This is a genomic window from Butyrivibrio sp. INlla16 (assembly GCF_900104155.1).
Taxonomy (GTDB): domain Bacteria; phylum Bacillota; class Clostridia; order Lachnospirales; family Lachnospiraceae; genus Butyrivibrio.
This window is the reverse complement of sequence record NZ_FMYB01000002.1, coordinates 115,850-137,397: the sequence shown is the minus strand read 5'-3', so window position 1 is coordinate 137,397 and position 21,548 is coordinate 115,850. Positions and strand designations below refer to the sequence as shown.

Annotated in this window: 20 protein-coding genes and 1 pseudogene; 4 read left to right on the top strand and 17 right to left on the bottom strand. The window is 42.7% G+C overall.

All coding sequences use genetic code 11. From position 1 onward, the window contains the following. Positions 1–29 precede the first annotated feature (29 nt). From BLR42_RS24055 to BLR42_RS01565, 5 genes and pseudogenes are all read right to left on the bottom strand, one after another. Positions 30–119 (bottom strand): annotated as a pseudogene (locus BLR42_RS24055) (hemolysin III family protein); the annotation flags it as partial. 31 nt (positions 120–150) lie between these two features. Beyond that, a complete protein-coding gene (locus BLR42_RS01580) occupies positions 151–1,647 on the bottom strand; it encodes an AAA family ATPase (RefSeq protein WP_091866065.1) in 1,497 nt (498 codons plus the stop codon). A 62-nt stretch (positions 1,648–1,709) separates the two neighbouring features. After that, a complete protein-coding gene (locus BLR42_RS01575; protein WP_170832597.1) occupies positions 1,710–3,086 on the bottom strand; it encodes a vWA domain-containing protein in 1,377 nt (458 codons plus the stop codon). Positions 3,087–3,222: 136 nt separating this feature from the next. Then, positions 3,223–4,224, bottom strand: a complete 1,002-nt coding sequence (locus tag BLR42_RS01570) for a leucine-rich repeat protein (RefSeq protein ID WP_091866061.1) — start codon at positions 4,222–4,224, stop codon at positions 3,223–3,225. A gap of 12 nt (positions 4,225–4,236) precedes the next feature. Further along, positions 4,237–5,136, bottom strand: coding sequence for a Uma2 family endonuclease (locus BLR42_RS01565; protein ID WP_091866059.1), 900 nt, complete (start codon positions 5,134–5,136; stop codon positions 4,237–4,239). A 330-nt stretch (positions 5,137–5,466) separates the two neighbouring features. Between BLR42_RS01565 and BLR42_RS01560 the strand changes: the two genes are divergently transcribed. Then, positions 5,467–6,312, top strand: a complete 846-nt coding sequence (locus BLR42_RS01560) for a hypothetical protein (RefSeq protein ID WP_091866057.1) — start codon at positions 5,467–5,469, stop codon at positions 6,310–6,312. Between the two features lie 110 nt (positions 6,313–6,422). Here the strand turns inward: BLR42_RS01560 and BLR42_RS01555 are convergent, their stop codons facing one another. The 9 genes from BLR42_RS01555 to BLR42_RS01520 all read right to left on the bottom strand — a co-directional run bounded on the left by BLR42_RS01555 (position 6,423) and on the right by BLR42_RS01520 (position 15,918). Then, positions 6,423–7,214 (bottom strand): ABC transporter ATP-binding protein, encoded by a 792-nt coding sequence (locus BLR42_RS01555; RefSeq protein ID WP_022762432.1) that lies wholly within the window; start codon positions 7,212–7,214, stop codon positions 6,423–6,425. A gap of 33 nt (positions 7,215–7,247) precedes the next feature. Next, positions 7,248–8,129 (bottom strand): ABC transporter permease, encoded by an 882-nt coding sequence (locus BLR42_RS01550; protein ID WP_091822874.1) that lies wholly within the window; start codon positions 8,127–8,129, stop codon positions 7,248–7,250. Positions 8,130–8,346: 217 nt separating this feature from the next. Beyond that, positions 8,347–9,480, bottom strand: a complete 1,134-nt coding sequence (locus BLR42_RS01545) for an ABC transporter substrate-binding protein (RefSeq protein WP_091866054.1) — start codon at positions 9,478–9,480, stop codon at positions 8,347–8,349. A gap of 187 nt (positions 9,481–9,667) precedes the next feature. Further along, the gene (locus BLR42_RS22565; RefSeq protein ID WP_170832596.1) at positions 9,668–9,829 is read right to left on the bottom strand and encodes a hypothetical protein; all 162 of its coding nucleotides are present in this window, start codon (positions 9,827–9,829) and stop codon (positions 9,668–9,670) included. Then, the gene (locus BLR42_RS01540; RefSeq protein ID WP_091866052.1) at positions 9,792–11,270 is read right to left on the bottom strand and encodes a glycogen debranching protein; all 1,479 of its coding nucleotides are present in this window, start codon (positions 11,268–11,270) and stop codon (positions 9,792–9,794) included. Before BLR42_RS01540 ends, BLR42_RS22565 begins: the two co-directional genes overlap by 38 nt. Positions 11,271–11,446: 176 nt before the next feature. After that, positions 11,447–11,935: a dihydrofolate reductase gene (locus BLR42_RS01535; RefSeq protein ID WP_022762428.1), complete on the bottom strand. Its 489-nt coding sequence runs from the start codon at positions 11,933–11,935 to the stop codon at positions 11,447–11,449. A gap of 12 nt (positions 11,936–11,947) precedes the next feature. After that, positions 11,948–12,799, bottom strand: coding sequence for a thymidylate synthase (gene thyA / locus BLR42_RS01530; RefSeq protein WP_022762427.1), 852 nt, complete (start codon positions 12,797–12,799; stop codon positions 11,948–11,950). Between the two features lie 24 nt (positions 12,800–12,823). Beyond that, complete coding sequence (locus BLR42_RS01525; RefSeq protein ID WP_170832595.1) at positions 12,824–14,107, bottom strand: leucine-rich repeat protein; 1,284 nt, start codon at positions 14,105–14,107, stop codon at positions 12,824–12,826. A 209-nt stretch (positions 14,108–14,316) separates the two neighbouring features. Further along, entirely contained in the window at positions 14,317–15,918 is a 1,602-nt protein-coding gene (locus tag BLR42_RS01520; RefSeq protein WP_091866048.1) for an MBL fold metallo-hydrolase RNA specificity domain-containing protein, read from the bottom strand. 268 nt (positions 15,919–16,186) lie between these two features. On the opposite strand from BLR42_RS01520, the gene BLR42_RS01515 reads away from it, so the two are divergent. Further along, entirely contained in the window at positions 16,187–16,735 is a 549-nt protein-coding gene (locus tag BLR42_RS01515) for a DUF2975 domain-containing protein (RefSeq protein ID WP_091866046.1), read from the top strand. An 11-nt stretch (positions 16,736–16,746) separates the two neighbouring features. After that, on the top strand, positions 16,747–16,977 hold the full coding sequence (locus tag BLR42_RS01510; RefSeq protein ID WP_091866044.1) for a helix-turn-helix domain-containing protein: 231 nt from the start codon (positions 16,747–16,749) through the stop codon (positions 16,975–16,977). A gap of 68 nt (positions 16,978–17,045) precedes the next feature. Here the strand turns inward: BLR42_RS01510 and BLR42_RS01505 are convergent, their stop codons facing one another. Together BLR42_RS01505 and BLR42_RS01500 are read right to left on the bottom strand one after the other, a co-directional pair. Next, complete coding sequence (locus BLR42_RS01505) at positions 17,046–17,885, bottom strand: hypothetical protein (RefSeq protein ID WP_091866042.1); 840 nt, start codon at positions 17,883–17,885, stop codon at positions 17,046–17,048. A 128-nt stretch (positions 17,886–18,013) separates the two neighbouring features. Further along, on the bottom strand, positions 18,014–19,387 hold the full coding sequence (locus BLR42_RS01500) for a sodium-dependent transporter (protein WP_091866040.1): 1,374 nt from the start codon (positions 19,385–19,387) through the stop codon (positions 18,014–18,016). Between the two features lie 254 nt (positions 19,388–19,641). Between BLR42_RS01500 and BLR42_RS01495 the strand changes: the two genes are divergently transcribed. Next, entirely contained in the window at positions 19,642–20,679 is a 1,038-nt protein-coding gene (locus BLR42_RS01495; RefSeq protein ID WP_091866038.1) for a PD-(D/E)XK nuclease family transposase, read from the top strand. 80 nt (positions 20,680–20,759) lie between these two features. On the opposite strand, the gene BLR42_RS22560 is transcribed toward BLR42_RS01495, so the two are convergent. Next, positions 20,760–21,041, bottom strand: a complete 282-nt coding sequence (locus BLR42_RS22560; RefSeq protein WP_170832594.1) for an Ada metal-binding domain-containing protein — start codon at positions 21,039–21,041, stop codon at positions 20,760–20,762. Positions 21,042–21,548 lie beyond the last annotated feature (507 nt).

Genomic DNA, 21,548 nt, shown 5'->3' with positions numbered 1-21,548 from the left:
TTATAATATTTCGTTGTTATTTTTCGCATCAAAAACTGATACATAAAGATAAAATGGCAAAAACTCCCGCCCATCACAAATAGATGGAAAACCTCGTGTGAGCCGAAATACGGATGCTTTTAGTGTCAATCCGTAAACTTGCGAGTTTCCTCACACTTCCAGAACCTGCGCTACAATCTCTTTTCTCCTGTCACGAAGGAGCAGGAGCTTATTATATTTGTAATATTCCTCCGAGCCCTCATTCTGGATGAAGTTCAGACTATAGTGACCTGAATCCAGCCTTGTGAGGAACAGAACCATCTCCTGCTCCTCGCCATAAATCTGCTGAAGGAATGAGAAGCAATTCGAAAGGTGCTTTCCGGTATTCCCAGCGCTCTCTCTGCGAGTGAACTCTCTCTCGGAAAACCATGCCTTGATAATATCCTTATTATCCTCAGTCTCAGAGCTGGCAAGCTTTCTCTCAAGATTCTCAAGTGCCTGGATCTCCTTCTTAAGCGTGATCTCGGATGACTTATCCATCAGATGTTCACCGGCCTTCTGCTCGTATTCTGCACGCATTTCCTTTATGCGAAGCTGAAGCCTTTTATATATCGAAGATTCTTCCGCAAAAACAGTGCCCTTAACGATATCTGTAATCTCCTTCTGGAGCTTTTTCTGCACTCCAAACTCACCGTCATATGCCTTGAATTCCTGATTAAGTCTGTCTATAAGAAGATTTATTATGCTGAGTTTTTCATCAAAAGGAGCCTTGCGCAGCTTATCTCTCTCAGCGGGAACACTCCCCTCGAGGATCTCATCGACGTTGTAAACATCCTCGTACTTATGATAAAGCGCATAATACATGGCAAAATCCCTGGCAACCTCAGGCTCCTGAAGGTACTGCGAAGTCACCTTCTCATCAACCTCGATGCCGAGCTTTTCATAGGCTCTGATCAGCTGCGAAAGATCTTCCCAGCCTCTGGCTGTCACGAAGCGCTTGCCCTGGATATCATTTTTAATTCCGTAAAAATTGTCCTTGTGAATATCGAGGTAAGCCAGGATTGATCCGTGAATTCCGTTGATATCTGCGTAGCTCTTGAAGGCCTCGAGATCCTCCTCGATGTCGATTCTCTTCACACGGTCGAGAGTAACTATATCAAAGTCTCTGACAGCCTTGTTGTACTGCGGAGGATTACCTGCTGTGACAATGATGAAACCGTCCGGTACCTTGTGCGCACCAAAAGTCTTATACTGCAAAAATTGCAGCATGGTGGGAACAAGTGTCTCTGATACACAGTTTATCTCGTCAAGGAAAAGGATTCCTTCCTTAACGCCGGTCTGATTTATTTTGTCATAGACCGAGGCTATGATCTCACTCATGGTGTACTCAGTAACGGAAGTCTCTTTTCCCCCATATTCCTTCTTGGATATAAAAGGAAGGCCGATCGCACTCTGTCTGGTGTGATGAGTTATTGTATAAGAAACGAGGTTGACCGAAAGCTCCTCTGCAACCTGCTCCATGATGGCTGTCTTACCGATTCCCGGAGGTCCGATAAGAAGAATCGGGCGCTGCTTCTGCACGGGGATGAGGTAGTTCCCCATCTCGTCCTTTTCGCGGTATGCCTTTATGGTATTGATGATTTCCTGCTTCGCTTGTTGTATGTTCATATTCGTCCTTTCTCCCCTCATCCGGCAGCTATGCTGCCACCTTCCCCCCAAGGGGAAGGCCTTTAGATGTATAATTGAATCGCCCAGTTTGGCATTTTGTCGGCGCCGGTCTCCTTGTCCGACGGAAAAACGAAGGCGGTATCGTAGTCCGTGGGTTTCTCGGGATAGTCCCCAAAACCATCAGTGAAGTACATGAGACCTCGAAGATGCGTCAGTTCTCCCTTTTTCCTAAGGTCGTCCACATAGGAAAATACCGGTCTGAAGTCTGTTCCATATCCGCCTGAAATCTCAAATCTGTCGGCGTAGTGCTCCATCTCCTCGGGATGATTGATAGTCAGGTCATTTTGGACTCTGTTGTCGCACTCGATGATGTGTACATGTATCTCTCGGAAAAAATTCTCGCTGCTGCGCAAAATCCCGGCGGTCTCATTAAGAAATGACTGCACGAGTTCTTCGCTGCAGGAAGCAGATGTATCTATTGCAATTACCAGTTCATCGACCTTATGTGTCTCGCTATATTCATTCTCTTCTATAAGAGGCATATTGCCGTAGATCTCCATGCCGTAATTATACAATCCGTAGTCGAAGGAATCGGGATCTATGCGAATTTCCTCCCTCACAACCGCTATCTGGTTAAGAAAATCGGTGTAGTAGGTCTTATCCTGAGTATCCGCTTTCAAATAGAATTTAAGGCTCCCGGTCTCGGTGCTCTTCTCATCTCCGAGACTTGCAATATCGCTCTTTATGCGTTTCGCAGTATTCTTCCAGGCGTCCTCTATTTCCTTTTTATTGGCCCTTCTGAGCCTCATCTGCATCTGCATGTCGATATCTGGCTTATCTTCTTTCTGAGGTTCCTCTTCCTTATTCTCAAGTCTGTCCCAGAAGCTGTGGTCGTCCAGTTTGAACTCGCGTACCAGGCGGTTCCAGGTATCTTCCGTAATCAGATTCTCGTTGGCAGAACCTGAGTCCCTTATGTTCCATTCAACATTTTTCTCCAGAAAACTGTATATCTTCTCCGCTGTCAGAACCTTAAGTTCTTCAGAGAGCTTTCCATACCACCGCTCCCTGAGATCGGAGCTGACTCTGTAAATGCACTGATAATCCATGGAATCAAGGATGCTCTCCACGGCAATGTCGCAGGCAAGATCCCACAACTCAGCATCCGGGTACTCCGAAGCCCTGTACATATGCCTGAACATGCAATGCATCAGCATATGAAGGTAGGCCCTGTTCAGTTTATTCGGATCCTCGACATAGGTTTTGAAAACATAATTAGGATTATACAGCACGCTGACCGCGTCAGTCCCTACCGATGTGGTGGACATATCACGCCGGATTTCGAGCATAGAAAGAGCCGGAGCCATGAATCGCATGGATAAAAGAAGCTCCGTTTTGACGCTGGTCCATATTTTATTGGCAAGGTTATCTGTTTGGTTCAAAATGTACCCCTCATCCGGCACTTCGTGCCACCTGTCTCCGCTCCGCTCCGGTCCGCGCAAAGCCGACGTCCCCCGGACGTCGTGCGCCCCCAAGGGGAAGGCTTTTTTATTCTGTATTCCCCAAGGGGAAGGCGTGTTAGAAATCCAATTCAAGAATGTTGTCATCTTTTCTATTTGTGACACCTTCGTCACCACTTTTCTCCACATCATTGTCAGTTTCTGCGTAGTCCATAAGCATACTAACTATTGCGGTGATACCTCTGTCAGCAGCTATATGTGCTAATTTACGGGCATCGGCCTTCGTTATAAGCTTTCGTTCAAGGTAGAAAGCGGTGTGTTCCTCGGTATCTCTGAGATAATCATCAAAGGTTCCTATATTAGCTCCGGTATTTGTCCCTGCCTTACCTTTTGAGACAGTTCCTGCATTATCGACCGCTATAGTCAAACTCTTCAAAGCATGCTCCAGGAGCCACTTCTCATAGGCAATACGGGCATCTTCAGATAGTTCATAGGGTGCAAGGATTCTCGCCATCGCGATCATCTCTGCCGTGCCCTTATCATCCGCCGAAACTTTTGAAAAGAGGTTATCGTACTCTCTAAAGCCTATCTGGTCACTCTTTACGCACTCTCTGTAAGCATAACCGGTTCCCTCAATGGCAAACTGAATAGTTCTCGCCATCGTATTTTCCACAAAATCATAGTTAAATCCCGGAAATACCAGCAGAGCCTCGCCATCAGGCATATGCATTCTGAAGGTCAATCGCCTGTCGTTATCCTCGAGGATTCTTCGTATAATATAGTTGTTCCCATTTTCCAGGAAAACCTCGATTTCTTCAAGGCTCTCACACTGTCTCGTACCACCGTCAAGGTACTCCGTGACCGAATCGGTTAACGATATTTTCTTGAGATTCCCGCAGTTATGAAAAGCAAATCCAAGAATAGTGTGTACAGAATTCGGAATCGCAACCTCTACAAGGTCATCTCTTGAGGAAAAGGCATGATTACCGATAATCCTCACCGGAACAAGATTACTGTCGGACTCCGGTATAACCAGCTGTCTGCACGAGTCTTCACAACCCTTTATTATGAGATACTTTCCATTTTTTTCATCAGTGGTTTCTTCAAATTTATAATTCATTTTTCATAAATCCTATTCTACCGGTCCGCAAATCGAATCCACATACTCTGCGATATCTGCGAAATCAATCTGCAGTTTTCCGTCATATAACCCTATCGGAATCTTATCTCCAAACCCATAGATAGTTATATCATCATTATCCTCATCGTCAAAGCTATACACAAGCACATTCCTCTTCTTTGGATCCACAAGCCAGAACTCCTTAACACCGGCATACTTATATTTTTTAGCCTTGATAAACCTGTCTTTCCTCGCTGTTGATGGCGATATGATCTCAACAACAAAATCAGGATTTCCATATATTCTCTTCTCAGTAATCTTAGATGGGTCACAAACTATAAAAACGTCCGGCTCCAGAATAGTCCTATCATCTCTGTCAAGTTGTACGTCTGTCGGTGATATAAAGGGTATGCATTTTCCTTTGTTTTTTCTTATATAATTGCGAATCGGTGCATAGATTTCACCGCCTATAAGCTGATGTCTCGTAGATGGCGCATCCATATAAAAGAAATAACCGTCAATTAGCTCAACTCGCACATCATCCGGAAGAGCCTCGTAATCCTCGATTGTATATTCTCCCTGCTTCTTCCCATTAAAATGCTCCAGGTCGACTTTTTTCTTACTCCCATAAATTATAGCAGGCTCTTCTCTCAGGTTTTCGTAGTGTTCCCCCTCCGCGCCGTATTTTTTTTCTTTGCTATCGCCATAAGATTTAAACCTATAGTTTTCCTTCGCATCACTATCCGGTTCCAATACCTTCTGTAACATCACGATAGTATCATGCCTCGGTGACTTCGTCTCTCCGTTAAAAATCTTCTGTATTGTACCCAGCGGCACCCCGGATAACTCCGAAAGCTTTTTATAGGAGTATCCAAATTCACGTCTTCTCTCCTTCATTTCATCTATTGTCATGAGTACACCTCCGGAGCAAATAATAAAAGCATAAATAAATAGCCGTTTACGGGCGTTTTTGTTTATTATCATTTACTATCATATCACAATTATATCCGAGTTTAAACCGTATTCGGTATTATTAAGGATGCTTTATCATGGGAATATTTTTCATCAATATAGTTGTAATATTTTATTGTATTGATACGTTTATTTCCGATAAATAAACATTATTATAATTGTATTAAATAAACCTCCATTCTATTGAAGTGCATACCACGCGCGCTTATACTCAAAATCATAGGAATACTGCATTCTTATGCACTTTTTCTTATGAATAGGAGGGTTTTCATGAAAGTATTTGAGAGATTTAGAAGAAGATTTGCGATAACCATGGCAGGTTTTTTATCAGCCACCACATTGGCAGCGCCCATTGCACCAGCTATTGTTGCGCATGCAGAGCTCCCTGCCAAGGCAGGCGCAACCCAGTTGAAGACTTTCAAGGATGTAAGGGATAATCTTCAAAAGGATGCCATAGAAGTAATTAGTGAGGAAGAGTACTGCAAGTCAGATACCATAACAGGAAGAAAAGAAGGTGACACAGCACCTGACAAAAATGATTGTACATGTTTCAAATTCCATGCAGGGGTTGATGGAAAAATCACCTTCAGCATTTTTGGCGACGGGAAAGTTTATGTTGATTTCTGGAAGGCAGATGCCGAAAAGCCTGAGCTCGAAAAAGAACTTACACTCGTAAAGGATGTAGAAAATAAAACTGATTTTGGTAATATCAAATTGACAGCTGGTGACTATTATATTTCATTCCTCAACATGGATACCAAAGATATCAAAATTGATATATCCTGCTTGTTTGTATCAAAAGCTGCAACTTCCAAGCTCGTCAAGGTCGAGTCTCCTTCCAAGAAGGCTCTCAAAGTAACATTCAAGAAAGTTAAGGATGCTGATGGCTATGAGGTTATTTGTGCCACAGATAAGTATTTCGAAAAAAATCGTGTACAAAAAGCATTTGCAAATAAGAAGGTAAAGTTCGATAAGAAGAACGGTACAGTAACCATCAAGAAGCTCAAGAAGGGAAAGAAATACTATGTTGGCGTAAGAACTTATGTTGTAAAAGACGGCAAAAAGTATTTCTCCGGATGGTCAGAATACACCCGCAAACCCATTAAGGTTAAGTAAACCAAAAATGCAGCGTTAATCGCTCATAAAATGAAACAAATAAATGCCCTCTGTAACCGCAATTCTTCCAAGAGAATCATGCAGATTACAGAGGGCTTATTTTTTATCCTTTATGAAAGCACCATAGCATCATTGACCTCATCATTTCCGGCCTCTTCGAATTTCTGAAGAAGATCTGCAACCTTGAGGTTCTTCTTTTCCTCACCCGATACATCATAGATGATCTTACCTTCGCTCATCATGATAAGACGATTACCGTGGGCGATGGCATCCTTCATGTTATGTGTAACCATGAGGGCTGTAAGACCGTGCTCCTTGATGATGTTTTCGGAAATCTCAAGCACCTTCTTCGCAGTCTTGGGATCAAGGGCTGCTGTGTGCTCGTCGAGAAGGAGAAGATCGGGCTTTTTAAGTGAAGCCATAAGAAGTGTCACTGCCTGTCTCTGACCACCGGATAAAAGTCCGACCTTACTGGTAAGACGATCCTCGAGTCCGAGATCAAGTGACTTCAAGAGCTCTTTGTACCTTGCTCTCTCGTTATTATTGATTCCGCTCTTAAGACCTCTGCTCTGTCCACGTCTTGCAGCAAGTGCAAGATTCTCTTCAATCTGCATTGTAGCAGCAGTTCCCATCATGGGATCCTGGAAAACGCGTCCGATGTACTGTGCTCTCTTATATTCAGGAAGCTTTGTAATATCATGACCATTCAGGACTATGCTTCCCTCATCAATCGGCCACACGCCTGCAACAGCGTTAAGGATGGTCGATTTTCCCGCTCCGTTACCACCGATGACAGTTACGAAGTCTCCGTCGTTCAATGTGAGATCAACGCCGTTAAGAGCGACTCTCTCGTTGATTGTTCCTTTATTGAATATCTTTACAAGATTCTTGATTTCTAACATAGTTTCTTTTCCTCTGCTTATGCTCTTTTTACTTTATCTCTGTTTCACCTTGATTCCAAGATATCCCTGAATAGCCGGGATTCCAAGGAATACCGCAACGAGTACTGCACTTAAGAGCTTAAGGTATGTTGAAGGAAGTCCGAGCTGAAGAACAACTGCGATTACGATGTAGTAAATGATCGCGCCTACAACAGATACTCCCATTCTCACTGCGAAATTATGTCTTGATCCGAAAATAACCTCACCGATGATAACCGCAGCAAGTCCGATTACGATAGCACCACGACCTGCGTTGACGTCGGCATTTCCCTGATACTGTGCATAAAGTCCGCCGGCAAAAGCAGTAAGACCGTTACTTACAACAAGTCCGATTCTGATGCAGCGACCTGTATTGATACCCTGCGCTCTTGCCATGTTCTGATTACATCCGGTAGCACGGATAGCTGATCCGATCTCGCTTCCGAAGAACATGTACAGAAGGAAAATGATTATCGCAACTATGATCACGCTCATGATGATTGAATAGTTAATAAATCTGAGGCTGACAATAAGAGCATACTGATCTACGCTTATCGCCTGGTTCGATTTTCCCATAATGGCAAGGTTCACCGAATATAAACCGAGCTGTGTAAGAATACCGGAAAGTATCGGCGGAATTTTCAACATTGTATGCAGAAGTCCGGTGACATAGCCGGCACACATTCCCGCAATAAATGAACAAATAAGAGCTACATATACGCTCTGTCCTGAGAGCATAAGCATTACGCAGGTAGCTCCTCCGGTACAGAAGGATCCGTCAACAGTCATGTCGGCGTAGTCAAGTACCTTGAATGTGAGAAAAACGCTGATTGCCAGAATTCCCCAGATAAGTCCCTGGGCAACAGAACCCGGCAGTGCATGTAATAGCGAGATCATAAATATTACTCCTTTGTAAAATAATATACAACGCATAGAAATAGAATTTCGCTTGCGAAATTCTTGCGCGCGAGCAGATTGCGTGAGCAATAACTACCTTTCTGCGAGCTGCGCATCCCGCGGAGCGCTTATCTTGTTTTGAAAAAACAAGATAAGAAGGTGCTCGCGTGATATGAGCACCTTCGCCTGTTTTTTAATAAAAATGTATTCCGATAGATTACTCTGACATATCGATTGCTGTAAGGCCGTCAAGAAGAGCATCGTCAAACTCGATAGCTTCAGCAGTCTCAGGATTGTACTCGTTTGTGATACCTTCAGATACATACTCGATAGGCATCTCTGCAGGGTTCTTGCCGTTTACAAGAATCTCGAAAGCCTGCTTACCTGCTGTAACACCAAGGTCATAGTAGCTGATGGAAAGTGTTGCAAGGCCGCCGTTTTTACACATGTTCTCCTCACCGCAGATGATGGGAAGCTTTGCAGGCCATGCTGCATTCTTAACGATAGACATGTTATCAGCGATTGTGTTGTCTGTAGGGATGTACAGGCAGTCGCTGTTAGCGATTGCGTTTGTAACAACTGACTGAATCTCATTAGAATCAGCAACTGTGTACTCCTTGTAACCGATGCCTGCTGCTTCAAGAGCTGCTGCAGCAAGGTCAACCTGGAACTTGGAGTTAGCCTCTGATGAGCAGTAAAGAATACCAACCTGCTTAGCATCGGGAACGAGCTTCTGAAGAAGTGCGATCTGCTCATCTACGGGAGCAAGGTCGGAAGCACCTGTAACGTTTGTGCCGGGTGCATTGTTATCATTGATTACGCCTGCTGACTTGTAGTCTGTGATTGATGTTCCGACTACCGGGATATCACCTGTAGCAGCTGCAACTGCCTGAAGTGCAGGTGTTGCGTTTGCCATGATAAGATCATCTTTGTCATTTACGAATTTTGTAGCGATGGTAGCACAGTTAGCCTGCTCACCCTGAGCGTTCTGATAATCGAACTCTACTGAATATCCTGCCTCACCAAGTGCCTCCTCAAGGCCTTCCTCGAAGCCCTTTGTAGCAGCATCAAGTGCGGGATGCTCAACCAGCTGGATAACACCTACGTGGAAAGTCTTACCACCTTCGGGATCCTCTGCATCCTCAGAAGCTGCCTCTTCGGTCACCTCCTCTGCAGCATCCTCAGCCTCTGCTGTATCATCAGCAGCTTCTGCTTCAGTTGTGTCTGCCTCTGCAGTCTCCTCTGTCTTTGCAGGCTCAGAAGTAGTGTTGCCGCCTGCTGTACGAGCGCAGCCTGTCATACTGAAAATCATAGCTGTGCTAAGAACCATAGCAAGAATCTTCTTTTTCATACGTTTCCTCCTCGTTTTTTCGGATGCTCCTTTTAAAAAGCCGGTGTAACCCCGGTATTTTCAGCCATCCTGTGATTATTTAACTCTTTAACATTTTGACACTTTAAACTGTCAAAGTAAACAAATATTATATTATCTCAAACTACCCCTTTGGTCAAGAAAAAAGGATATATTTTATCATCCATTCTCAATTTGCCTTAAGTATTGCCGTGGATCTGCTCTTTAAACATATTCTTCCCGAACCGTCATAGCCATAGCCTCCTGATTCGAGTACAAGCTCCCATTTATACCCTTCAGGCAAAATAGGCAGTTCAAAATCGTGATCCTCCCAATGCGCATTTACAGCCATCTTGGTTTCTCTCACCGTTGGCCTCGTTGTGCTTGTCGTTGTAGGATACAAGATCATAGAGTGTAAAACCGTCATGACAGCATACAAAATTAACCGAGGATTCGAAACCTCCTTCTCCGTAGAGATCCTTGGAATCGCTTATTCTCCTTATTATTTCGGGAGCCTGTTCCTCACCGCCCTTGATGAATTTGCGGATGCAGTCTCTGTATTTTCCGTTCCACTCAGCCCAGCGCTCTCCCCAATGATGGAAATCGCCGACCTGATAGAGCCCGCCGGCATCCCAGGCTTCAGCAATCAGCAGTGATTTTCCAAGTACCACATCATTGGCTATGTTGTTCAAAAGCGGTGGGTTCATCATCGGAGCCCCATCCTTATCTCTTGACAAAATCGATGCAAGATCGAATCTGAAGCCGTCAACATGATAAGCCGTCACCCAATATCTGAGGCAGTCCAGAACCATGTGCCTCACAATGGGATTATTGCAGTTCATGGTATTGCCACAGCCGCTGAAATTGTAGTAATATCCCTCGGGTGTAAGGAGATAATAGGTCCTGTTATCGATTCCGCGATATGAAATGTAAGGCCCGTTCTCATTTCCTTCAGCAGTATGATTGAAAACCACATCCAGTACTACTTCTATTCCATTCTTGTGGAATTCCTTGATCATGTGTTTGAATTCGTAACCTTCCATTCCAAGAGGAGCAGAAGCTGCATACCCGGCCTTCGGTGCAAAGAAGCCCACCGTGGAATACCCCCAGTAGTTATAAAGCCTTTTTCCACCGACCTCTCTCGAATTGTCAAACTCATCGAATTCAAAAACAGGCATGAGTTCAACACAGTTTATGCCAAGTTCCTTAAGGTACGGGATTTTTTCCATAACTCCGGCATAAGTCCCTCTGTGCCTGACATTGCTGTTCTTATTTTGTGTAAAAGAGCGAACGTGCATCTCATAGATAACCAGCTTCTCTACCGGAATTTCAAGGGGTTTGTCCCCGCCCCATGTAAAGTCCTCATCCACAATCTGTCCTCTGTGAACAAACTGCTCATCTTCACGGTGTTTCTTCCCCCACACAGTTCTTCCGGAAATCGATTTTGCATAAGGATCCAGTAAAACTCTGCTCTTGTCATATAAAAGCCCTTTTTCAGGCTCATAGGGGCCATCAAAAATGTATCCGTATTCCGTAGTTTCAACATTTATTCCATAAACCAGCATAGTGTACACATTTCCGATTCTGTACTCTTCAGGAAACGGTATTTTTATCCACGGCTTTTTCTGACCGTGGTGAAACAAAACCAAGGTACAACCTGTGGCCTCCTTCGAGTAAACGCTGAAATTTACACTATCGTCTTCCCGGAGCGTTGCCCCAAAAGGGAACACTTTCCCGACTCTATACCTTAATGGTCCGATTTTATTGGTAGGAATATCATCAATCAGCAGCATTCGTGCACCTCCGGACTTAGAAAAATACCTATATATAAAAATTATAAAATACACCTATACACTACAGATGTTACTTTTTTTCATACTTTATAAAAGTTATATAAACAAAAACTCCCACGAATTACATTTTACAAATTCGTGGGAGTCCTTATCATTACAATATGCTCTTTTAAATATTACTTCCGCTTGTAGGTTCTGAAGGTGTAGGTCGTATCGAAATACGCCTGTTCCTCGCTCTCCTCGACAAGTTCCCATTCCTCCGATTCATCGAGATTCGGGAAGAAACGGTCAGCCTCAAAGGTCCTGTCAATCTTGGTAACAATACAGGTATCTGTCATCGGAAGAAGTTCTTCGTATACCTTCGCTCCGCCGATGCAATACACGATGTCCGTGTCATACTCTGCAAGTGCATCCTTCAGTTCATCAAGATCATGAACCACAGTGGCATTTTTCACTTCATAATTCGGATTGGTTGAAAGAATAATATTCTTTCTTCCTTCAAGCGGCTGCTGCCCAGGGAAGGTCTCTAGTGTCTTTCTTCCATAAACCAGTACCTTGCCCATAGTCTCTGCTCTGAAATTCTTCATGTCGTTGGGAATTCTGATAAGGAGCTGGCCCTTATTGCCGATTCCCCAGTGCTCGTCGGCAGATAGAATCATTTTCATGTATTTTTCCTCTTAAATCGCTATCGGTATATTCGTGATCTGCTCGCCCGCCACCTCGTAGTTCTCAAGCGAGACATCATTTCTTGTGAACTCATAAAAATCGTGAACATCGGGGTTCAGCTTGAAAGTCGGAGCAGGCTTCGGCTCTCTTTTTATAAGTTCCTTGATAATATCCACATGCCTGTCATAGATGTGAGCATCAGCGATCACGTGCACAAGCTCACCTACCTTCATGTCGCAGACCTGCGCAAGCATATGAACCAGAACCGAGTACTGAACAACATTCCAGTTGTTTGCTGCCAGCACATCCTGAGAACGCTGATTCAGAATCGCATTCAAAGTAAGCTTATCGTCGCCCTTTTTCTGAGTGACATTGAAGGTCATGCTGTAGGCACAGGGATACAGGTTCATCTCTGACAGATCCTGGTGCACATAGATGTTGGTCATTATTCTTCTGGAAAAAGGATTGTTCTTAAGGTCATAGATAACCCTGTCAACCTGATCAAACATTCCCTCTTTATACTTGTGCTTAACGCTCATCTGATAGCCGTAGGCCTTACCGATTGAGCCGTTTTCATCAGCCCACTCATCCCAGATGTGGCTGTGCAGATCGTTTACATTGTTGGACTTCTGCTGCCAGATCCAGAGCATCTCATCCGTTGCACTCTTGAGCGCGGTCTTGCGAAGAGTCATTATCGGGAACTCCTCTGCAAGATTGTAGCGGTTAACCACGCCGAACTTTTTTATCGTATATGCAGGCGTTCCATCCTCCCAGTGAGGGCGAACCTTCTCGCCCTCAGTACTGGTACCGTTCTCAAGGATGTCCTTGCACATATTTATGAAAATCTCATCAGCTTTACTCATTGAATCCTCCGAACAAAACAGTTCTTAGATAATCTTGTACTTAACGCCGCCGACGATCTTCTTTTTAAGAAGCTTCTTGTATTTCTTTCTAAGCTTTGAATCGGGGCTGAGTACTGTAGTCTTCTTGCTTATGTTGGTAAATGCATTTTTGCCGACTGAACTGAGATTTCTTGTTCTGAAGGTAATCTTCTTAAGGCTTGTGCAACTGTCAAATGCCTTTGTTCCAATCTTGGTCACATTATCGCCGATCTCTACAGTTTTAATCTTCTTATTACCGGCAAATGCCTTTTCATCTATCTCGGTGACTTTGTATGTAGTACCATCAATATTTACAGTCGCACCAATCTTCACCTTCTTGATGTTGTTATTTGCCTTTGTGAAACCAAGAAGCTTAACTGTTCCTGATCCGTCACCGGCAACTCTTGTAATTTCATACTTATAATCTGAGACTGCTGATGCTGTCTTCTTCTTAACTACTTCCGTAACAAATACGGTGTTGGAATAAACACAATTAGTTGTAGTAACTGTATGCTCAAGAGCAGAACGATACTTCTGAATGCAGCCTAGTCTTATGCGAACGCCCTTTGCCGGATATCCGAGACTTAAAAGATCGGGATCTGTTGTGGAAAGTGAATATGATGTAGCACCGCCGTTTCCAATTTCCTTGATCTTGGTTACATTATCTGCATAAAGTTCAAGACAGAAACCGTCAAAAGAACTAAGTGTGCTGTAGTTATTTGCCTTCTGAATGTTACTCCAGCTAAAGTTCAGCTTGTTGCCTTCATGCTTCATGGTAAATCCCTCAGCAGGAAGGAAAGAAACAAATTTAACACAAAGTCTGTTGGTAATCGGATAGCTTGCACTTGCGTTGCCATCATTTGCGCTGAGGCAAATATAATACCATTCATTCTTAGCAAGTCCGTTAAGCGGGAACATGATGTCCAGTGCTCTTCCGCCGGCATCATTTCTGTAAGCGGCACCTGCTCCGCCAACTGTCTGTTGAGAAATAACGCTTCCATATCTGTCAAGGATCTTAGCCGTGAACTGACCGCTGGCTGTGCTGTTCTCAACAACGGACTCAAGGCTCACCAGACTAACTCCGTCCTGAGCTCCTGTGTTGAACTTGTAGTAATATCCCTTATCCTCAATGATGGCTTCTTCAAAATAAGCCTCACCATTTGTCAGAGGAGTAGCATTTTCCTGATTGTCGTATCCCCTGATGGGAGTTCCCGTCCAGGCTTTTGCCGTAAGCGGAACTGCCGTAATAAACAGAGCGCATGCAAGCGCTGCAATTATCCCTTTTTTCATACCTTTCACCTCACATAAAAAATCTTGCAATCTCATGGATTGCATATATTTCATAGAAGAAATCTATGAATTTACAATAAAATTCCTCATATATTCTACCACAAATACTAGCATTAGACCATTAATCTTTGAAAATCACTATATTTTGTATTAAAAAAAAACAGGCGCACTCCCGTGCGCCTGCTCCTTGTTTAACATATATACTTCTTTCAATTTTCCCATTTATCACAAAGCGCAAGAATCTGGTCGGCAAACTTGGCCTTGTCCTTGTTGGTCATACCCTCGCTTCTTGCAATAATCGCAGTAAGTCTTGCGCCTGCTGCCTTAAGTCTCGTAAATACGTCGGATACAACTTTGCTGGTCTTCTTGACTGCTGCCTTCGGAACACCTTCCTTAATTATCTGTCCCGAGATAAGGTCGACCTCGGTTCCGCTGTAGGGTGCATAGGTACTAAAGCCGTACTCATCCTTCAGACAATTTGCAAAGGAAGTACATGCCGAATCCTCACCGTGAACTATGAATACCTTCTTCGGCTTTTCCGTAAATCCCTGAATCCATCTGATAAGGCCGCCCTTGTCTGCGTGTCCGGAGAGACCGGTCATCTTGCAGATTTCCGCCTCGACATCAATAACTTCTCCGAAGAGCTTGACTTCATCCGCGCCATCGATGATCGCGCGTCCCGTTGTTCCTATGGACTGATAGCCTACAAACAGGATTGTGGATTCCGGTCTCCATAGATTGTGTTTTAAATGATGTCTGATACGTCCCGCCTCGCACATGCCCGACGCTGAGATGATAACCTTTGGTGTCTCCTCCTCATTTATCGCGCGGGATTCCTCTGTTGTAATCGCAAGGTTAAGTCCCGGGAAAGATATGGGATTTATCTTGTTTTTCACAAGAGCCATCGCTTCCTCATCGTAGCACTCTATCGCATGGTCAGTGAAAACCTCTGTCGCTTCAACCGCCATCGGGGAGTCCACATATACCGGGAAGTCAGGTACAGCTGTGACAAGTTTTTCTTTTTTAATAATACGAAGGAAATATAGCATCTCCTGGGTCCTTCCGACTGCAAAGGAAGGAATTACCACATTACCGCCCCTGGCAAAGGTCCTGTTCAAGATCTCCGCAAGCTCGCTTACGTAGTCAGGCTTCTCTTCGCCGTGATATCTGTCACCATAAGTCGATTCCATGACAACATAGTCCGCGGTTGATGTGAAAGTCGGATCTTTGATAAGCGGCTGATCATTGTTGCCGATATCTCCCGAAAAGACGATTTTCTTGTCGGCACCCTTTTCAGAGAGCCAGACCTCAATGCTGGCTGATCCCAACAAATGTCCAATATCTGTGAACCTTATCTGTACACCCTCGCAGACTTCGATTTTCTTATCGTAGTCGCACGGAATGATGTGACGCAGCGTGTTGTCTGCATCCTCCATGGTGTATAGCGGCTCTATCTGCTTGATTTCTTTATTTCTCTTACCTTTGCGCTTTCTCCACTCAGCCTCCTGCATCTGGATGTGCGCGCAGTCGCGAAGCATGATGCTGCAAAGATCTGCAGTTGGTCTTGTCATGAATATCTTCCCGCGGAATCCTCTTGCATATAGAAGCGGAAGATTTCCGGAGTGATCAACGTGCGCATGCGTCAGGAATACGTAATCTATCTCTGCCTCACTCACAGGCAAGTCCACATGCTCGAAGGATATTCGCCCCTGCTCCATACCATAATCTACAAGAATATGCTTATCACCAATTTCAAGATAATGACAGCTGCCGGTAACTTCATGGTCTGCACCGATGAAACAAAGCTTCATAGGCCCGTTCCCTCCTTATGTCTTAGTATGGTATTTCCTTATATTTAATTTTAATTCTGTATCACCCTTAATTCAATTAAGAAAAAATTATATTTATCGCGCAGCCCGCTTTGACACTAGCAAAATAACGAATTGCGAATATTTTTTAATGTTTTTCATTAAATTATTGTTGACAAGCATTAAACGCCGTTGTATATTTTATTTAACGATAAACATTAACATTTAAACGATATACATTTATTCAAATAGTCTAAGGAGGATTATTAAAATGAAATCATCAAACTTACGAAACTTCACAGCAGTAATGGCAAAATTTATGTTCATACTCTCATGGATAGGCGGAGCCGGCATTCTCGTTTCCACCATTCTCTGCATTATCGTCAGAGACGAATTCATCAAAGGATTAACGGAGGATGCCGATTTAGATATGTCCGATTTTGCAGCTTTTGGGTTCGACATCACTCAGGTGAATGAGAGCCAAGTATTTCCTGTCCTGATCATAATATTTCTTTCAATAACCGCGATACTCGTATTGATGGGATTCATCTTCAGAAATGTAAATCTGATCTTCAGAAAGACCAACACGGACTCACCTTTCTCACAGACCAATGTTACTCTGATAAAGCAGATCGGCTTCGCTGCAATATCACTTCCGATCGTTAAGCTTATCGCGAACATTATTCTCGGATTACTTACCGGAACATTTGCGTTCGGCGTTGAGCTCAGCGAGGTTCTGTTTGGACTTGTTATCCTGTGCCTTGCCCAGTACTTTGTATATGGCGCACAGCTTGAACGCGACGTTGAAGGATTATTGTAAGGAGGTCTTCTATGGGAAAAATCATACTTGAATTAGACGTTATGATGGCAAAAAGGCACATGTCCCTCAATGACCTGTCCGATAAGGTCGGAATTGCCAATGTGAATATGTCAAAAATAAAGAACAATAAAGTAAATGCAATTCGCTTCTCCACTCTTGCAGGTATATGTGAGGCACTTGAGTGCGAACCGGGAGATATTCTGAAATTTGACGCGAATGCAGCGGATGACGATGTAGTTTAGTAACCTGCACCGCGCGAAAATAAATAATGGGCTGCCAAACCGGCAGCCCATTAACTTATCTTACATTATTATCTTTTAACTTTAACCTTGAAGGTCTTCTGGTATCTCTTACCATTGATATCCTCAAGCATTACTGTATACTTCTTGGACTTCTTCTTTACAGTGAAGGTGAACTGATCGTTCTCGTTGCAATCCAGCACCTTAGTCTTGTCATCACCGTGCCACTTTCCTTCATCCTTCCAAACTCTGTCATTGTAAAGTGACTGGCTGCCAACTCCCTTAGGAACGCACTGCATATACTTGCTGAATCTTCCAAGAGCATTATTTATTGTTACGATTGTCTTCTTGTGCTTCTTCTTCTGTTTAATCTGGAAACAACTTGCAATCGGAACACCGTAACCAATAACATTTACGTTACCTTCAAAATAATCCCAGTTATCACAATGTGCGTAAACATAACCATAATAGGTACCTTTTTTCAGGAATGCTGTATCATTCTTAGCATCTGTATAGTAAGGATCCTCAAATTCAGCAACCTGATTTGAGAAATTAGGATCTCCATAGATTTTAGTACGGGAACTGAGTGACTGCTTATCACGATCAGAAGATGTTGAGCTGGTGAAATATACCCATGCATCCTGAGCTAATGTAAACTTGAAATAGCCCTTTGCTTCCTTTGCATAACCTCTCTTGTTTTCACCTTCCTCTTCAAGCTTACAAGGCATTGTAAATAATGCCGGTGCACTTGCTCCGTCCTCAGCGTTTGCAAACAGCTGAAGTGTTGTCTCCGTGAAGTTTTCTGCGTGGACATCTGTTCCAAATGCGGGTGATACTACAGCTGCACCCACAACCATAGCAGTTGTGAGAACTGTAGCCACAATTCTCTTGAATAAATTTTCTTTTTTCATACTTCCCTCCATTAGTATATTATTGTCCCCTCAATAATGAAAAACGCAAAACCTATTCTAACATAAAACAAGGTATTATGCACAAAAAATTAAATTTTATACGTTCTTTTTGTATTTTTCTTATATTGTCACTTCTTAAAATAACTGATTAGTCCGTACACCGATAAAAACAGAAGCACCATCGGAAGTACTACCACAAAGTACCACTTAAGCTTCTTACTGAGCTTTAAGCCTTTTCCTCCGTTTACTTCATCAATGTAATTGTCGAATCCCCAGCCGAATTTCATAGTACAGAAAAGACAGCAAATAAGGGATCCTATAGGCAGGAGAAGATTACTTACAATGAAATCCTCAAGGTCCATGACAGTGTTTCCTGTCTTAAGCGGCTGGAATGAGCTAAGTACATTGAATCCAAGAGCACACGGAATTGAGCCGATAGTTATAAGCACTCCCGCGATAAGCGCCGAGTTCTTTCTTTTTATATTGAAAAGATCGATCAAAAAGCTGACATCGTTCTCAAACACTCCGATCATGGTAGACAGTGCCGCAAAGTACATGAACAGGAAGAAAAAGCTGCCTATCACTCTGCCGCCCTTCATCGTAGCAAAGATGTTGGGAAGTGTCAGGAATATAAGGCTCGGTCCGCTGTCCGGTGAAACACCGTATGCAAAGCAGGCGGGAATCGTGATAAGTCCTGCAACTATAGCCACAAAGGTATCAAGACCTGCAACTATCATTGCTTCTCCCACAAGGCTTCGCTCCTTCTTGATGTAACTTCCGAATATCTCCATGCCGCCGATTCCGAGACTCAGTGTGAAAAAGCTCTGATTTAGCGCTCCGTAAAGCACATTACCAAGGCCTGCTTTTTTAACATTCGCAGCATTCGGAAGTAGATAAAACTTCACGCCCTCATGCGCTCCGGGAAGAGTAAGTGATCTGATTCCAAGGAAAACCATGATTACTATAAGCACAACCATCATGATTTTCGTTATCTTCTCAACTCCGTTTCTAAGTCCCATGGATGCCACGGATACGGTTATGATCATGGTAAGTGCCATGAAAAAGATGAGCGTTTTAGGACTGGACATCATCTGAGAATAAATTGTGTTTATCTCATCAGGTGTCTGTCCGTCAAATTTGCCCATCACCGCAAAAATGAAATATCTCAAAATCCATCCGGACACAACCGAGTAAAACATGAGAAGCAGGTAATTACCCACAATTGCAAAGTATCCGTAGATATGCCACTTCGCCCCCTTGGGTTCGAGTTTCTTAAATGCCGGAAGAATACTGAGTCTGCTGGATCTTCCGATGGCATATTCCATTGTCAACACCGGAATACCAAGTGCCAGAAGGAAGAATATGTAAGCGATTACGAAAAGTCCACCGCCATACTCTCCAACCATGTACGGGAAGCGCCACACATTTCCGATTCCAATGGCGCATCCCGCCGAAAGCAGAATAAATCCCATTCTGCTGCCAAGTGATTCACGTTCGTTCATAATATATTAGTTCCCCTTAATTATTTTATCCTTATATTTTTAGGCCGGACTTCTAATATATCATAGATAGAAAGGAATTGTTAGTAGAAAAGTCTTGCATCATTGTAAAATAGTGTTATCATATTTCTTGCACATTTGTGCATTCGGATAATCCTTATAGGATTTCATCCACATTTTCCATTTTTTCCATCAAATAAAGTGCCCAAAGAAGTGTCTTTTTGTATTTTCTTACGTAACAAAGGAGGAAAACAAAAATGAACACTAGAAACAAAAAACTGTCTGATTATTTTCCATCGATCAGACTAAGAACAGATTTGGTTAATGAAATCTCATCTGATCCTGCGCTCAGCATTACATTTAATTCCTGGAGCACTGAGCATCAGAACGAATTTCTTGACATCCTAACAGGAAACATAGGTGTAAAAATGCTCTATGACAGCTATTTCAAGGAAATTCTGGATCCCGAATCATCACCTGAGAGATTATCAAATCTGCTATCTGTATTGCTTGGCAAAAAAGTCAAAGTGAAATATGCCCTTCCAAACGACTCTTCACGTCTTGGCGATGAGATGTCGCTTGTAATCACTGATATAGTTGTAGAGCTTGAAGACGGAAGCATTGCAAATGTTGAAGTGCAGAAAATTGGTTATGCTTTTCTTGGAGAAAGAGCCGCTTGCTATTCAGCAGATTTACTGCTTCGTCAGTACAAGAGACTTCGTGATGAAAAAAAGAAGCATTTCAGTTATAAAGATATCGGACAAGTCTACACCATTGTCTTTCTGGAGAGTAGCCCCACCATTTTCAAACAATATCCGGACACTTATATTCATAATTTTGGATATACTTCTGACAGCGGTATAAAACTGAATATGCTACAAAATTATGCTTTCATCCCGATTGATATTTTTCTTGAAAAACTCCATAATGAAGGTATAAATAGTGAGCTTGACGCATGGCTTACATTCCTTTCTTGTGATGAACCCGAATACATCATCAGACTTATTGAGGAATATCCTCGATTCAAGGAGATGTATGCTGACCTTTATGAGATGTGTAAAAACGTCGCGGAGGTGATGAGTATGTTTTCAAAGGAATTAAAAATACTTGATGACAATACTGTAAAGTATATGATAGACGAACTACAGGAACAACTTGATGATGCCAACAGAGCACTCTCTGAAAAGGACGCCGCTCTTGCTGACAAAGATGCTGCTCTTGCTGACAAAGATGCTGAGATTAGACGACTCAAAGCAATACTGGACACGAGCCAAAACCAGCATTCAATAAGATAAGGCCCTTGGGATCAAGGGCCTTATCTAGTGCAACAACTATCAACAACACAATCACATTTGTCAATATTCTCGATATTTTCTTAATCTAATGGCTTGCAATATTCACAAGCCCTATATCCCTTTTTGATAAAGACATCTTTTGAAGAACTTACTATCTTGTAATCTTCATTCATTCTGATAACCATAGAACAATCTGGCTTATGATATACCTTAGTAGATGTATTTCCTACATATCGTACCTTATCTACCTGTTCAACCTCTTCTAATATTTCTTCATCCTCATCCTTTAAATCACTTGTATCAGAGTCAAGTTGTTCATTCATACGTATCGTTGCACTTATAGCCTCTACATAGTCTGACAATGAATGTATACCATCTCCTGTTTCGGGATTTATCTTATCCTCACATAACTCAATAATAAATTGTTCGTCACTTTCATAAGATAATAGTCTTTCTTCATAGTCTTTAACATTATCTACGTACTGTTGAACTTGCATTTTCAAAAGATATATATAAAATAGCAGGCAGCATATAACTACACCTAAAAATTGCAATCACAACCCTATTGGGACAAACATATTGTTTTCCGCACGATAAACACTTCCTAGTTGTTCTATCAATTTGTCCACCGCATTTTTTACAATATGTTATGCTAACATTCTCTACTATAATATCTTCTGCCTCTGTTATATATTTCCCATAAGTATTAAGATAGTCCGAAACATTATCCTTATTTTCCCCTAATTTACTTAGTGACATCAAAAAGCCTAATATCAGTCCTAAAGTATAAGCAATAAATGAATCTGGAAGAAAAATAGCGATCAACAAGAAAATCAATATATTCAACGATAACGATATGATTATAGTAA